A 13,126-nucleotide genomic window follows, 5' to 3' on the forward strand; every position below is an offset into this window, starting at 1 on the left:
AGTGCCGGTACATCGCCAGCGCGATTACCAGCCAGACCACCTGTTCAGCAGGCAAACGCCGGCGCCGAATACTGGCCGCCCCGGTAGCCTGCACCGCCCGCTCGATCCATTCATAGGGCAGATGCTCGGCCAGCCGGCTGAGGTCGGCCGGCTGTTGCGCTTCGAGCAGAAAGGTCAGGTGACTGGAAAGCATCGCGCCGAAAAGTTAACAGCTCGGCGCGTCGTTTACAACACCTTCTCGCCATCAAAACAACAATGCCGTTCAGGCTTAACTGAACGGCATTAACGTCAAGGGGGCGCTTTTGTCAGATGCCTTGCTTTAACGGCGTTGCATCTTGATGACGCGCGAAACCTGCGCGGACGTCAATCCACAGTTTTGCACATACGGCGCGCAGGAAAGCGGGGTGACGAAGGACTCGTCAGGAGCATACAGCCCCGCAAACCGGTAGGCGTCGGTGTCCGTCTTGATGAATACGGGGATGGCGTCGCGTTGTGCCGACAGCGTTCGCCCAGCCGCATTCGCAGAAGCACTGCTGTTGCAGATGATGACATCCGGCGCTTGTGGATTGAGGTCCGTCCGCAAACAGGCGGCGACGACCTTGCCGTTCTTCATGGGAAGAAATGCCTGCTTGTTGCCACCACAGACCTGGTGGATGAATTCGCGGGTGTAGTTCTTGTTCATTTCAAACATGGAAAACTCCTGAATCGATTGCTGTTGATATCCATTCGGCTAATGGCCGAACAGGATTAGGGTGCTTTCCGCATTGCAGTGACGTGCGAACCGATCGGGTAGGAGCCGACGGCTGATCAACCGCAATCGCGGTGTTCAGATGACAATGAGGGTCGTGCGGAAATGCTGCCGGGACGCGCACCATTTGCCTGCTGGCAAGACGGTGGCTTGAGGAGAGGGCTCAGACGTCTTGTCTGTCAGGCAAGGAACAACCAGGGGGACGAGGACATCGGATGTTCATGGAACATCTCCGTATTGGGTTACCGCAATATTTTAATGCGCTAACTTTCTGCGGCAAGTAAAAAGAGCGTAAAGCCGTCCACAGGAAAGTGAATTCAGTGCCGCTCGTGCGACGCATGAGCATGCCGCCAGCCAATTAATGTAGGACGACTGAGTACGGCGCTGTCATCGGCGCAACCGGGGAAGTGGACCGTATCGACAAGCCTGAACCCCAACGTATGGTAGAAGTCGAGAAGACTGCCCGCGGCAACTGGCGTATCGAGAGCCAGTTGCGCATAGCCCAGGGCCGCTGCCCAACGATTGGCAAACGACAGTAATGCCCGGCCAATGCCCAGATGTTGCCAACGCGGATCGACGCCGTACCGGTGAATCGTTGCAACGTCCCGGCGCCGGTAGTGGCGGCACGGCGAGGAGAGGTTGGATCCCTCGATGGTCAGCGTTCCAACAAGCTGACCCCTGCACGCGGCGATAAAGCACGCCTCCGCTTTCGCGCTTCGCCGCCGCCCGGATTCGCGACTTGCGTAGTAGCTGCCAATTCCCTCTTTCCTGTCGAGGCTGGAGGCGGCGCTGCGAAGCAGCTTCGCAATCAATTCCGATGAATCGCGATGGATGTCGAACCGGCGGATCTGGAGCCGAACCATTTCAGACGGATCCAGGCTGAGCCATTCGTCGTGTTCTTCTGTTGCGATCATGAATGTATCGGCTTTGGAGTAAAAGAACCGGCGCCTCGATGCAGCAGCGTGATGCGCGTTGCTTGCAGCCGCCAAACCTTCTAGAGCATGCCCAGCTTGCGCAACATGCCGAAATGGCTGGCGTCGACGATCGCGAACAGGAAAGCACTGTGACGGGCCGCCTCGGCCGTGCCACGCGCGTCAAAGATGGGAATCAGTATTTTCAGCACGTTCGCTCTCGCCAGAATGGGGCTCAGCGTTGCCGCGTGAGCACGGAAGTACGGAGATCGAATCAGTGATCGCCTGCGTACAGCGTAGAACGAAGCCCGTAAATATGGTGCAAAAAGATGGTGCTTCGCGACACGGTGCATGTGCCGCTCGCGCAATGATCCCCGCGAGCCGCCAGTACCAGGCTGGCGCGAGCGCCAGATGCAGCGGAGCATCAAGGCGTACAGCGGGCGTTCGCTGCGCGAGTGGCACTCGCTCGTGAAGGCCGAAGGCGTGTATTTCGCGGCAACGGAGCGCCTCGCCAACGGTCAGGCCTTCGACTGGGCGGCGTTCGCCCAGGACGAAGGCTTCGCGGATCAGGCGCACTCGAGCCGCACGACCCGCCGCATGACCGGCTGCTCGCCCACCGACTTCGCGCAGCGCTATGTCGAGGACGAGTCGTTCTGGATGTACCGGTTGTGGGTGTGAGCGAGCCGCGCGCGCAGGCTTAGCGGTCCACGCGCTGCTGCCACTGGGCCGGATAGCGGTCGCCCACGACCTGGATCTCGTTGAGCGCCGCTTCGATGGCGGCGAGATCGCCCGCGCTCAACTCGACACTGGCCGCGCCCACGTTCTCGTCGAGCCGCGCAAGCTTCGTGGTGCCAGGAATCGGCACGATCCACGGCTTTTGCGCGAGCAGCCACGCCAGCGCGATCTGCGCGCGCGTCGCACCTTTGCCCTCGGCGAGGCGGCCGAGCACGTCGACCAGCCCCGCGTTCGCCTTGCGATTCTCCTCCGTGAAGCGTGGCACCATGGCGCGGAAATCGCTTTGGTCGAACGACGTGCGCTCGTCGATCGCGCCGGTGAGAAAGCCCTTGCCGAGCGGGCTGAACGGCACGAAACCGATGCCCAGCTCCTCGAGAACCGGCATCACCTTGTGTTCCGGCTCGCGCCACCAGAGCGAATATTCGCTCTGCAGCGCCGCGACGGGCTGCACGGCGTGGGCGCGGCGAATGGACTGCTCGCCCGCTTCGGAAAGGCCGAAGTGCTTGACCTTGCCCTCGCGGATCAGGTCCTTGACCGTGCCGGCCACGTCTTCCATGGGCACGTTCGGATCGACGCGGTGCTGATAGAACAGGTCGATGCGATCGGTCTTCAGGCGTTTGAGCGACGCCTCGGCCACGGCGCGGATGCGCTCGGGGCGGCTGTCCATGGGCTTCTTCGAATCGCCGTCCTGAAAGCCGAACTTCGTGGCGATCACCACCTGGTCGCGAATCGGCGCGAGCGCCTCGCCGACCAGTTCTTCGTTGACGAAGGGCCCGTAGACTTCGGCCGTGTCGAAGAACGTGACGCCGCGCTCGAACGCCTTGCGGATCAGGCGAATCGCGTCGTTCTTTTCGGTGGCGGGGCCGTAGCCGAAGCTTAAGCCCATGCAGCCAAGGCCCAACGCGGAAACTTCGAGGCCGTTCTTGCCGAGTGTGCGCTTTTGCATGTCTTGCTCCTTTTTGCGTGAACTGAAATGACCGGCGCTCCCGTTCGCCCGGGAGCCGCCTTCTACCCGACCGAGTGTAGGTTGCTGCAGGCCGCTCAACAATCCCGCTAAACTTGCATGGGGTATTGAGGGAAATTCACAAATGGTGCGCACCGGCTTATCCGAACTGACGGCCTTCGTGACGATCGCCGAGCAGCGCAGCTTCAGCGGCGCAGCGCGCGTGCTGGGCGTTTCGCCTTCCGCGCTGAGCCATACCGTGCGCAACCTGGAGGCGAAGCTCGGCGTGCGCCTCCTGAACCGCACCACGCGCTCCGTGGCGCTGACCGAGGCGGGCGAGCAGTTGCTCGGCCGCGTGCGGCCGGCCATGGCCGATCTCGAAGACGCCGTCAACGACGTCGCGACCGCGAGCAACCGGCCCTCGGGATCGATCCGCATCAGCGCCTCGGAATCGGGCGCGCGCCCGCTCATTCGTCATGTGTTGCCGGGGTTCCTTGCCCGCTATCCGGACATCCGCGTGGAGTTCGTGGCGGATTCGCGGCTCGTGGACATCGTGGCGGGCGGGTTCGACGCCGGCGTGCGCGTGCTCGAAGACGTGCCGCGCGACATGATCGCCGTGCGCTTCACGCAGGACATGCGCTTTGGGGCGGTGGCCTCGCCCGCGTATCTGGCGCAGCACGCGCCGCCGCGCGCGCCGCACGACCTGGAGCAGCACCGCTGCATCCGCTTTCGCTTCGAGAGCGGTGCACTGTTCCGCTGGGATTTCGCGCACCGCGGCAAGAGCGCCAGCATCGACGTGGACGGGCCGCTCACGCTCGGCAACCTCAACCTGATGGTGGAGGCGGCGCTCGCCGGGGTGGGCGTGGCCTGGGTGCCGGAAACGCTCGTGGCCGAGCATGTGGCCGCCGGGCGGCTCGTCCACCTGCTGCCCGAGTGGGGGCCGGTGTTTTCGGGGCTCTGCCTGTACTATCCGGCCAATCGCCATCCGCCCGCGGCGCTGCGTCTGTTCGCGCAGGCCGTGCGCGAATGGGCCGATACCGCACCGCAGCGCAAGCCGCAAACGTGAAAGGACGCGGTGAAACGAACAAGCCTGCAATGTATTGTGTCCCGCGCCCGCACCGATACAGTGAGATACAAAGCCGCTCGCGGCATAGGGTATAAACGCATCATTCCCTGCACACGGAGTCCGAACATGCACGCCGATGGACTTGCGGCCCGCCGCACACCGCTGGTTTTAGCGGGCGGCGCGGCAATGAGCGCGCTGCACTGGCCGCGCACGCTGTTCGCGCGCCTCGCCCTGATCCTTTGCATCGGCCTCGCGCTCGCGCAGGGGCTGTCGTTCAAACTCACGATGACCGAGCGCAACGACGCCACCGCGAACATGATGACCAATTACATCTCGCGCGAAGTCGCCATCTCCGTGGCGCTGCTCGACCATCTGCCCGCTGCCGAACGCGCCGCGTGGCTGCCGCAGCTCGCGCGGCGCACCTATAGCTTCATCCTCGGTCCCGGCACGCCGGGCGAGCCGCCCGAAGCGAGCCGCTCGAAGAACGTGGCCTCGGCCATTGCGGCGGGCCTGGGCGACAAGTACGTGCTCACGACCAATTCGGTGCCCGGCAAGCACGAACGCTTGCAGATTCACCTGCAGCTGTCGGACGGCTCGCCGCTCACGATCGATTACCGCCCGGGTCCCGCCCTGCCCCTGTCGGGCTGGCTGCCGGCCGTGCTCATCGCCCAGCTCGTCGTGCTGGCGGCGTGCTGCTGGTTCGCGGTGCGCACCGCCACGCGGCCGCTGCACGAACTCGCGCGCGTGGCCGACGCGCTCGGTCCCGACCTGAAGGCGGAACGTCTGGAGGAAGAAGGGCCCTCCGAAGTGGCGCGCGCGGCGCGCGCGTTCAACGCGATGCAGGAGCGCATCTCGGCGCACGTGGCCGAGCGCATGCAGATTCTGGCGGCCATCTCCCACGATCTCCAGACGCCGATCACGCGCATGCGGCTGCGCGTGGACCAGATGGACGACGAAGCGCAAGCGGGCAAGCTCGCCCAGGACCTGCACGAGATGGAGCAGCTGGTGAAGGAGGGTGTGGCCTACGCGCGTACGCTGCACGGCACCGGCGAAGCGCCCGCCCGCGTCGACCTCGACGCGCTGCTCGACAGCCTCGTATGCGACTACGTGGATGCGGGCTCGCCCGTGACCTTCGAGCGCCGCCTGAACGTGGCGATCGTCACGCGCGTGCAGGCGCTGCGCCGCATCGTCGGCAATCTCGTCGATAACGCGCTGAAGTATGGGAGCACGGCGGCCATCGAGGTGAGCGCGTCGCCGCAGGACAAGACCGTCACGATCTCGGTGCTCGACAGCGGTCCCGGCATTCCCGAGGAAGCGCTCGATAAGGTATTCGAGCCGTTCTACCGGCTCGAAACGTCGCGCAACCGGGGCACGGGCGGCACGGGCCTGGGCCTCGCGATCTCGCGCCAGCTCGCCGTGGCGATGGGCGCAGAGCTCACGCTGCGCAACCGGCCCGAAGGCGGGCTGGAAGGGCGGCTCGTGCTCAGCGGTGCGCAAGCGTGAAAGGCGGCGCGCCGCGAGCGCCCGGTCGCGTGGGTCAGGCGGTGGCTCAGGCGAGCGGAATGAACACGTTGAACTGGCCTTCCTCGGGGTGGCGCGAGCGATGGCCCTTGCCAATGGTGTCTTCGCACAGCACGACCGTGCCCGGCTCGCAGTGGCGCGTGTCGCCGTCGCTCGTTTCGAACTCGACCCAGCCGGTCATCCAGATCACGAACTGACGAACCGGCGTAGTGTGCCAGTCCGCCTCCTTGAGGCCGGCCGGCACCCAGCCGAAGCGCACCGCCTTCGCCGGCTCCCACGTCGACAGGTAAATGGGCGGGATGTTGGGAAAGAGCTCGAGCGGCGTGAGCGGGATATCGATGTCCTCGAAATGGGACTCACCCTGGGCGTCGGCGTAGATGCGCAGACATTTCATGGGGACCTCCTGGAGCCGTTCTCTGCGTTTCGCTCGCTATCAGCTTGCGAGCATAAACAATGCCGGTTTGTGGCTGGCCCGGCTGTGGTCATCGCCGGCCATTTCAGGTCGATATGCGGCGCGCCGGATGGGCGCTAGCGGACATTGTCGTCCCGAATCGGGCGGGGCGGTTCCAGGTTGTACGCGGCGGGTGGCGCGCTATCCATCACCCATCGAAATCAATGGAGAGCAAGATGAGCACGTCGACGAGCACGACCCGCTGGAGGGGTTCCTGTCATTGCGGTGCGGTAAAGTTCGAAGTCCACGCGCCGATCGAGCCGGCCGGGCGTTGCAACTGCAGCTTGTGCCGCCGCAAGGGCGCGCTGATGAGCCCGCCCTTCGAGGGAAGCGAACTGACGATCCTCGCGGGCGAAGACGCGCTCACGCTGTACCAGTTCAATATGCGCGTGGCGAAGCACTATTTCTGCAGGCACTGTGGCATTTATCCGTTTCACCAGACGCGCAGAGACCCGGCGCGCTGGCGCGTCAATCTCGGCTGCCTGGAGGGCGTGGATGTCTACGCGCTCGAAGCGTCGGTTGCCGACGGTGCTAGTCTTTCCCTGGTGGAGGACGCATGAAACGCCTGCTCGCCATCCTGTTCTTCGCGGCGAGCGGCCTGGCTGCGGAGATTGCGCATCCGGTGTACTGTTCGTGCATCGCAGAAACCCGTTCACGCCTCGCGCGCAAGGAGAAAAATACCAATGACGGAAAAGATGGATCACGTTCTGATCGTCGATGACGATCGCGGCATACGTGAACTGGTCGGAGCCTACCTCGAAAAGAACGGCATGCGCGTGTCGCTGGCCGCGAACGGGCGCGAAATGCGCTCGGTGCTGGAGGGCGGCGCGCCCGACCTGATCGTGCTCGACCTCATGATGCCCGGCGACGACGGGCTCGTGCTGTGCCGCGAACTGCGCGCGGGCAAGTTCCGCGCCGTGCCCGTGGTGATGCTTACCGCGCGCAATGAGGAGACGGACCGCATCGTGGGCCTCGAAATGGGCGCCGACGACTACCTGCCCAAGCCCTTCGCCGTGCGTGAACTATTCGCGCGCATCCGCTCGGTGCTGCGCCGCACACGCATGCTGCCGCCGGGCATGGAAGTGAGCGAGGCGGCGCAACTGCTCGCGTTCGGCGACTGGCGACTCGACACCACGGCGCGGCATCTGCTCGACGCCGAGGGCACGATCGTCGCGCTGAGCGGCGCGGAATACCGGCTGTTGCGCGTGTTTCTCGACCATCCGCAGCGCGTGCTCACGCGCGACCAGTTGCTGAGCCTCACGCAAGGCCGCCAGGCCGACGCGTTCGACCGCTCGATCGACCTGCTCGTGAGCCGGCTGCGCCAACGCCTGCGCGACGAGGCGCGCGAGCCGCGGTACATCAAGACGCTGCGCAGCGAGGGGTATGTGTTCTCCTCGGCGGTGACCACGGTCGAAGCACCGGAGTAACGCCGGCCCGCGTCAGGCTTGGCCGAAGAAACGCAGCAGTGCTTCGGCCACGGCCGCGGGTTGCTCCTCCGGCAGGAAATGACCGCAATGGGCCAGCGTCGCGCCTTGCACCTCATCGGCGTAAGGGCGCAGCGGACCGGCCATGTCAGGGATCGAGCCCTGATCGGCACTCAGCGCGAGAACGGGCATCCGCAATTTGCCGCGCGTACGCAACTCGCGATTCTGGCGCGCCGAAACGTCGGCCGCGCGGTAGTAGGCCAGCCCTGCGCGCAATCCGCCTTCCTTCGTAAACACGCGCAGATACTCGTCGATATCGGCATCCGTGAAGGTTTGCGGATTCGCCGTTTTGCGGCGCAGAAACCACTCCAGATACGCGCGCTCGTTGCCCGCTATCAGCAACTCCGGCAGATCGGGCACCGCATGGAAGGCGAAGTGCCAGGTGCGCCACGCGCGCTCGGGCGCGACGGGCAGTGCATCCGGCAGCGTGACGCCGGGAATGCCGGCGTCGAGCAACGCAAGGCTCGACACTTCATCGCCGAATAGCGCCGCATAGGGGTAAGCGACCCAGGCGCCGACGTCGTGGGCGGCGAGGTGGTAGCGGCGCGCTCCGAGCTTGCCGAGCAATGCGTGCAGGGCGGTCGCGAGCGATTGGGTGTCGTAGCCACCCTGTGGGTGGTCGGAGTCGCCCTGGCCGGGCAGGTCCGGTGCGATCACGCGATAACGCTCCTCGAGCAGCGGCATGACCTTGCGCCACGCGAACCAGCTTTGCGGATAGCCGGCCAGCAGCACGACTGTTTCGCCATCCTGTTTTCCGCCGATCACGTAGTGGAGCCGCGTGCCTTCGATGGTTTCGAAGCGATGCGCGAAGCCGGGCACGATGGGATCGGCCAGCGACGCTGGACCGTGGTCAATGATGCGTGGGGGCGTACTCAAGGCGTGACACTCCTATGGGTTCAGGGAACGTTGACATCGATTGGAAATAATCATTTCCAAATTAGCCAAAAAAATTTCAACGCAGCAAGCGCATGGCTTCGTCGGCGGCGGCTAGCATGTCCCGCTGCGTGCGGCCGGATTTGCCGATCAAACGTAAGCCGTGGAGCAGGGCGAGCAAGGTACGCGCCATCGCCGGGACATGGATTTCCGCTGCAACCGAACCGTCTTGCTGGCCTTGCTGGAGGAGTTCGCGCAGCATCTCTTCGGTGCGCCGCATGGCGGCTTCGACGCGCGTGGCGACTTCGTCGTCGAAAGTGGCGAGCGCCGTTGCGCTGGAAACCACGAGGCAGCCGCGCCGGCCCTCGCTGCCGTGCGACGATTCGGCGTAGAAGAGGAAGATGACGCGAATCTTCTCGCTTGCTTTGGACTGCTTGTCGATGCGGTGGCGCAATTCGGCGTTGCGTGTGGTGACGTAGTGGTCGAACGCGGCGAGAAAGACGCCGCGCTTGTCGCCGAATGCCTTGTAGAGGCTCCCTGCGGTCAGGCCCGTTGCTTCGCTGAGGTCGCCTACGGAAGTGGCGTGGTAGCCGCGCTCGCGGAAGACGCGCACGGCGCCATCCACGACGGTTGCCATGTCGAATTCGCGTGGGCGGCCGGGGCTGCGGGCCAGGGGTTGGGACGGGTGCTCGGATGCCATGGGGGAGATTATAGGAAATGTTCGTTTCCTAATCAAGGTGATACGGTCGAATATTCTGATCTCGAACACCTGATTCGGAGCGTGCCAGCAGTTCACGCCGGTCCTTATTGGTGTCGTTTGCGATGTGGTGCGAAGACGCATGTGCCTGCGAACACAAATACTGCCATTCGTGGTCAATCAGAAGATCTAAAGGTAGATCAATACCTCCACAGCATTGCGATCCGTCAAGGGGAGCCGAATTTTCGGACTCGGAGCGATTGAGGTAGCGCCGGCCGCACGTTATAAGCGCGAGACGGGCTGAACAATCTCAGCATTGCGAGGCCTCCCAGGTTGCGCAATCCCGATCCACTACGCCGCACATGCCGCCAACACTGGCAAGCAGGCCATCTGCATGCGTGGTTCCGTGTCTGTTCCTTTCGTTAGCGCATCGCTCGAAAATGGGAGAAATGTGCATTGGCTACACAACAAGATCGCATCATTCAGTCGAAGACTGCTGAAGACGGATCGGTTCACTACTCGTCATTTACTTCACCGCCTGACGACAGTACAGCTGTCTGCTACATGATCCCGCGCCGCGTCATTCCAGTGGTGTTCGTGCCTGGCATCATGGGAACGAACCTGGCGAAAAAGGACAGCAAACAAGTCGAACCGGTCTGGCTACTCGACGGCCTAACGACAGTTGGGCTGTGGGCGGAAAAGGGACCTGCCATTCGCAAACGCATTCTGAACCCGGACATGACCCAGGTTTATGGTGGTGGCGAGATTGCGACCGGCACGGCACAGACAGAAGATGAGTTGCGCCGGCGCGGCTGGGGAGAAGTTGCAAACATAAGCTACGGCGAGTGGCTGGTGTGGCTCGAGAATGCGCTGAACGACACACACGCGGACACAGACTACGGACGCAAAGGCCTACGCGAAAGTCTGTGCCACATTGTTACGCCCGGCTTGGAGAAGCTGCAACGTGACGAGGTGGCACTCTCGTACAAATATCAGTTTCCCGTATACGCGGTCGGCTACAACTGGCTGCAATCGAACGATATATCCGCAGTTCGCCTGGCGGCGCGCATCGAAGAGATTACGGCATGGTATCGCGAAAAATTCAAGTACCAGTGCGACAAGGTGATTCTCGTCACCCATTCGATGGGGGGTCTGGTGGCCCGCTACTACTCGGAAGTCATGGGCAAGCGCGACAAGGTGCTGGGTATTGTGCATGGCGTGATGCCTGCCACGGGCGCGGCCGCCACCTACAAGCGGATGAAGGCTGGAACAGAGGAAGTGACAGGAATGGCGGTGGGGCCCACAGCGGCGGCGATGACCGCAGTAGTCGGGAGCGCACCCGGCCCGCTGCAATTGCTGCCGAGCCACGATTACGGTATGCGTTGGCTCAACATTAGGGATGGTCTCGCGTTTGTTGCGCTGCCGGAATCAGACCCGTATGACGAAATCTATACGGTACGTGGAACTTGGTGGGGGCTGTGTGATGACCAGCTGCTCAACCCACTCGACACCGCAAAGAAAACTGTCGATCAGGATTGGATTACTTATGTTGACTTGATTCGACGACGAGTTCGGAGTTTTCACGTTGCGATTCGTTGTCGATACCATGCGAACACGTATGCGTTCTATGGCGACGACGAGAAACACCCGGCATACGGTAACGTCACTTGGGTACAGCAGACGCCGTTGATTCTGCGCGGGGATGCCCCGCCTATTGCCGACCTACTCGGAAAACGTGGAACCGGAGACCCCGCGTCTGGTGGTCAGATGGTCAGGACGATGCAGAGCGGAAACACGGTGTATTCCACGTTTGTCTTGCGGGATGCCGACGAACAAGGCGATGGTACGGTTCCGGTTCGTTCGGGGCGTGCTCCCGGCCATCAGGTGCGCTCGTGCACAGGCTTTGCCGATGTTAAACACGAGAAGGCCTACAACCTGCACGCAACCCGTCTCTTCACCCTTCATGCCATTACGCGCATCGTGCAGAGCGTCAAGGGAACGAACTTGGACTACAAGGCATGAAAGGAATCGGAAAAATTCTGGCAACCGGCTGTGTGATCTTCACAATCGCCGGATGCAATCACCAATCGGGACCGTTAAGTCAAGAGGAAAAACATACCGTGACCGAACTGACTGGAAATCTGAAAACGCGTTGTGTGGGCCGCTACTTAATCGACTTGCCGGAGGACGCAACTGAAAGCGGCTATGCAACAATTGGGGGCGTCAATATAGAAACGAAAGCGATGACCGAAGACGCGTACCGGCAGGAAGTCTCGCAACGTGAAGCGCAACTGAAGGGGACGAAAAGCATTGACGCGTATCCATTCTTGTACTCTGCGGAAAGCGTATTCGCAAAAGAGGCGCGCTATTTCATACATCGCGGCTCGGTCTATTCTGATCCAGCCACGCGGCAGATTGAAGCGTACATGTGGGAGCACGGGTATCGGATCTCACTTAAGGTCGAAACCTTTGACTATACCCACCCGGATCAGACCAATGACGTGTTGGTGCAGAAGATGACGGTCAAGAACAGACTTCGGGAGAAAGTAGGGGTGGTATTGACTCTGCTTGGGAGACTACGAGGTCGCCCAAAAGAGGAGATTCCATCCGAGCCGGGGGTATGCTTCGCGGGCGGCTTCTTCCCGAGCGCGGCGTCAAGCGATCAATACGTAGACAGCGGATTTAGGATGGCGAATAACCGCGACGTCTCGTTCGACGTATCGGTCGATACTGAGCCTCAAGGAAATACGACGCTCCTGCAGCGCATCGAAAGCCCGGAAGTCCGTGCGATGTTCAAAGCGGCAGACAGTAGTGATATCAGGAAGGGTATCGTGGACCTGTCGGGTCTGAAGGCCGAGGAATGGTTGAGCGAGACCAGGCGACCTGGGGGCGGCCGCGGCAACTTATTTACGCTTACTGTCAATGAAACTACGAGCGGGCCGACTTCGCCGTATTTGTCTCTGGATATGTATACCGGGGGACAACTGCTGATTCAGGGGAAGTTTGTGAAGCTGGACAGGGGATCACTCTCCACCGGCGAAGCCGTTGCGCTGTGGGATGCCGTATCGAGGACCGTGCGGATGAGGCCCGGAGCGCTCTGAAACACGTGTGAGCAAAAAAAGAACTTCAAACAAGACGATGGGCATAGCGCAAAACGGTGGCGTTTGACGCGACGTAGGCGGCATCCCAGACCAGTAAAACCGATGTCGCGATCGGCTGAATCCGCTGTTAGTGCAAGTCCTCCGCCATGTCAGATGAAGTCGTCAACGATCGGAAGAATCAAGAGGAACTTGGGAAATATGGTGAATCGCCAACAGACGAAATTGACACAATATCGATCGAAGGAAAGTGATGATTTTCCGCTGCTGTTGGTGTGCGCTTTCGGCGCGGAAGCGTTCTTTGTTATTACTCTTCTGGTATGGAATCACAACACGGACCATCAAGGAGGGTGGCAAGATTTGGCAGTCGGTATTGGAGACGTGTTTATTCTCGGAGGAGCCCTGCTATATTCATTCCTATGGGCCATTACGGCACTAATTAAGATCGTGTTGCGCAGGTGGGCGTGCGAACCCGATATGCGGACCACGATCCACTATCGATATGGAATAGCGCTGCACTGCATGGCGATACTCGCGCTCGCGATTGCGGCTGAGTGGTTGCTATCTTGAACGACAGATACGGAGAAAAGCGGCGGCGG

General features: G+C 62.0%; 17 protein-coding genes. 9 read left to right on the forward strand and 8 right to left on the reverse strand.

Annotated features, from left to right (window positions below; all coding sequences use genetic code 11):
* The 4 genes from AB4Y44_RS01935 to AB4Y44_RS01950 all read right to left on the reverse strand — a co-directional run.
* Window positions 1-193 (reverse strand): transposase domain-containing protein (locus AB4Y44_RS01935; RefSeq protein WP_368698555.1); only part of this gene is annotated, 193 nt, incomplete at its 3' end.
* 126 nt (window positions 194-319) lie between these two features.
* Window positions 320-691, reverse strand: a complete 372-nt coding sequence (locus tag AB4Y44_RS01940) for a hypothetical protein (protein WP_342919610.1) — start codon at window positions 689-691, stop codon at window positions 320-322.
* A 374-nt stretch (window positions 692-1,065) separates the two neighbouring features.
* Window positions 1,066-1,662 (reverse strand): GNAT family N-acetyltransferase, encoded by a 597-nt coding sequence (locus AB4Y44_RS01945; RefSeq protein WP_368698556.1) that lies wholly within the window; start codon window positions 1,660-1,662, stop codon window positions 1,066-1,068.
* Between the two features lie 80 nt (window positions 1,663-1,742).
* On the reverse strand, window positions 1,743-1,871 hold the full coding sequence (locus tag AB4Y44_RS01950) for a hypothetical protein (RefSeq protein ID WP_368698557.1): 129 nt from the start codon (window positions 1,869-1,871) through the stop codon (window positions 1,743-1,745).
* A 199-nt stretch (window positions 1,872-2,070) separates the two neighbouring features.
* Between AB4Y44_RS01950 and AB4Y44_RS01955 the strand changes: the two genes are divergently transcribed.
* On the forward strand, window positions 2,071-2,337 hold the full coding sequence (locus AB4Y44_RS01955; protein WP_368698558.1) for a hypothetical protein: 267 nt from the start codon (window positions 2,071-2,073) through the stop codon (window positions 2,335-2,337).
* Window positions 2,338-2,356: 19 nt separating this feature from the next.
* Here AB4Y44_RS01955 and AB4Y44_RS01960 read toward each other — a convergent pair whose 3' ends face one another.
* Window positions 2,357-3,340, reverse strand: coding sequence for an aldo/keto reductase (locus AB4Y44_RS01960; RefSeq protein WP_368698559.1), 984 nt, complete (start codon window positions 3,338-3,340; stop codon window positions 2,357-2,359).
* Between the two features lie 142 nt (window positions 3,341-3,482).
* On the opposite strand from AB4Y44_RS01960, the gene AB4Y44_RS01965 reads away from it, so the two are divergent.
* Window positions 3,483-4,403: a LysR family transcriptional regulator gene (locus AB4Y44_RS01965; RefSeq protein ID WP_368698560.1), complete on the forward strand. Its 921-nt coding sequence runs from the start codon at window positions 3,483-3,485 to the stop codon at window positions 4,401-4,403.
* Between the two features lie 186 nt (window positions 4,404-4,589).
* Window positions 4,590-5,906 (forward strand): ATP-binding protein, encoded by a 1,317-nt coding sequence (locus AB4Y44_RS01970; RefSeq protein ID WP_368698705.1) that lies wholly within the window; start codon window positions 4,590-4,592, stop codon window positions 5,904-5,906.
* A gap of 46 nt (window positions 5,907-5,952) precedes the next feature.
* Here AB4Y44_RS01970 and AB4Y44_RS01975 read toward each other — a convergent pair whose 3' ends face one another.
* The gene (locus AB4Y44_RS01975; RefSeq protein ID WP_133181087.1) at window positions 5,953-6,318 is read right to left on the reverse strand and encodes a hypothetical protein; all 366 of its coding nucleotides are present in this window, start codon (window positions 6,316-6,318) and stop codon (window positions 5,953-5,955) included.
* 233 nt (window positions 6,319-6,551) lie between these two features.
* On the opposite strand from AB4Y44_RS01975, the gene AB4Y44_RS01980 reads away from it, so the two are divergent.
* From AB4Y44_RS01980 to AB4Y44_RS01990, 3 genes are read left to right on the forward strand one after another with little or no spacing between them, the layout of a single operon-like run.
* Entirely contained in the window at window positions 6,552-6,935 is a 384-nt protein-coding gene (locus tag AB4Y44_RS01980) for a GFA family protein (protein ID WP_368698561.1), read from the forward strand.
* On the forward strand, window positions 6,932-7,096 hold the full coding sequence (locus tag AB4Y44_RS01985) for a hypothetical protein (protein WP_165979342.1): 165 nt from the start codon (window positions 6,932-6,934) through the stop codon (window positions 7,094-7,096). The genes AB4Y44_RS01980 and AB4Y44_RS01985 overlap by 4 nt, the downstream gene beginning before the upstream one ends.
* Window positions 7,059-7,802 (forward strand): response regulator, encoded by a 744-nt coding sequence (locus AB4Y44_RS01990; RefSeq protein ID WP_069266943.1) that lies wholly within the window; start codon window positions 7,059-7,061, stop codon window positions 7,800-7,802. Before AB4Y44_RS01985 ends, AB4Y44_RS01990 begins: the two co-directional genes overlap by 38 nt.
* Before the next feature lie 12 nt (window positions 7,803-7,814).
* On the opposite strand, the gene AB4Y44_RS01995 is transcribed toward AB4Y44_RS01990, so the two are convergent.
* Together AB4Y44_RS01995 and AB4Y44_RS02000 are read right to left on the reverse strand one after the other, a co-directional pair.
* The gene (locus AB4Y44_RS01995) at window positions 7,815-8,735 is read right to left on the reverse strand and encodes an alpha/beta fold hydrolase (protein ID WP_368698562.1); all 921 of its coding nucleotides are present in this window, start codon (window positions 8,733-8,735) and stop codon (window positions 7,815-7,817) included.
* A 76-nt stretch (window positions 8,736-8,811) separates the two neighbouring features.
* Window positions 8,812-9,528, reverse strand: coding sequence for a TetR/AcrR family transcriptional regulator (locus tag AB4Y44_RS02000; protein WP_368698563.1), 717 nt, complete (start codon window positions 9,526-9,528; stop codon window positions 8,812-8,814).
* Between the two features lie 357 nt (window positions 9,529-9,885).
* Here AB4Y44_RS02000 and AB4Y44_RS02005 point away from each other — a divergent pair, with 357 nt between their 5' ends.
* The 3 genes from AB4Y44_RS02005 (at window position 9,886) to AB4Y44_RS02015 (ending at window position 13,097) form a co-directional block, all read left to right on the forward strand.
* Window positions 9,886-11,451, forward strand: coding sequence for an esterase/lipase family protein (locus AB4Y44_RS02005; protein ID WP_368698564.1), 1,566 nt, complete (start codon window positions 9,886-9,888; stop codon window positions 11,449-11,451).
* Complete coding sequence (locus tag AB4Y44_RS02010; RefSeq protein ID WP_368698565.1) at window positions 11,448-12,530, forward strand: T6SS immunity protein Tli4 family protein; 1,083 nt, start codon at window positions 11,448-11,450, stop codon at window positions 12,528-12,530. Before AB4Y44_RS02005 ends, AB4Y44_RS02010 begins: the two co-directional genes overlap by 4 nt.
* A 198-nt stretch (window positions 12,531-12,728) precedes the next feature.
* On the forward strand, window positions 12,729-13,097 hold the full coding sequence (locus AB4Y44_RS02015; protein ID WP_368698566.1) for a hypothetical protein: 369 nt from the start codon (window positions 12,729-12,731) through the stop codon (window positions 13,095-13,097).
* Window positions 13,098-13,126: the final 29 nt, after the last annotated feature.

Origin of the sequence: Paraburkholderia sp. BR10937, assembly GCF_040965695.1 — a bacterium.
Lineage (GTDB): Bacteria > Pseudomonadota > Gammaproteobacteria > Burkholderiales > Burkholderiaceae > Paraburkholderia.

Excerpts from the sequence above, each read along its gene's own strand:
- AB4Y44_RS01970 (WP_368698705.1), top strand. The coding sequence starts at position 4,590 with ATGAGCGCGCTGCACTGGCCGCGCACGCTGTTCGCGCGCCTCGCCCTG.
- AB4Y44_RS02015 (WP_368698566.1), top strand. The coding sequence starts at position 12,729 with ATGGTGAATCGCCAACAGACGAAATTGACACAATATCGATCGAAGGAA.
- AB4Y44_RS01955 (WP_368698558.1), top strand. The coding sequence starts at position 2,071 with ATGCAGCGGAGCATCAAGGCGTACAGCGGGCGTTCGCTGCGCGAGTGG.
- AB4Y44_RS01965 (WP_368698560.1), top strand. The coding sequence starts at position 3,483 with ATGGTGCGCACCGGCTTATCCGAACTGACGGCCTTCGTGACGATCGCC.
- AB4Y44_RS02010 (WP_368698565.1), top strand. The coding sequence starts at position 11,448 with ATGAAAGGAATCGGAAAAATTCTGGCAACCGGCTGTGTGATCTTCACA.
- AB4Y44_RS01980 (WP_368698561.1), top strand. The coding sequence starts at position 6,552 with ATGAGCACGTCGACGAGCACGACCCGCTGGAGGGGTTCCTGTCATTGC.
- AB4Y44_RS01960 (WP_368698559.1), bottom strand. The coding sequence starts at position 3,340 with ATGCAAAAGCGCACACTCGGCAAGAACGGCCTCGAAGTTTCCGCGTTG.
- AB4Y44_RS01945 (WP_368698556.1), bottom strand. The coding sequence starts at position 1,662 with ATGATCGCAACAGAAGAACACGACGAATGGCTCAGCCTGGATCCGTCT.
- AB4Y44_RS01990 (WP_069266943.1), top strand. The coding sequence starts at position 7,059 with ATGACGGAAAAGATGGATCACGTTCTGATCGTCGATGACGATCGCGGC.
- AB4Y44_RS01985 (WP_165979342.1), top strand. The coding sequence starts at position 6,932 with ATGAAACGCCTGCTCGCCATCCTGTTCTTCGCGGCGAGCGGCCTGGCT.
- AB4Y44_RS01975 (WP_133181087.1), bottom strand. The coding sequence starts at position 6,318 with ATGAAATGTCTGCGCATCTACGCCGACGCCCAGGGTGAGTCCCATTTC.
- AB4Y44_RS01940 (WP_342919610.1), bottom strand. The coding sequence starts at position 691 with ATGTTTGAAATGAACAAGAACTACACCCGCGAATTCATCCACCAGGTC.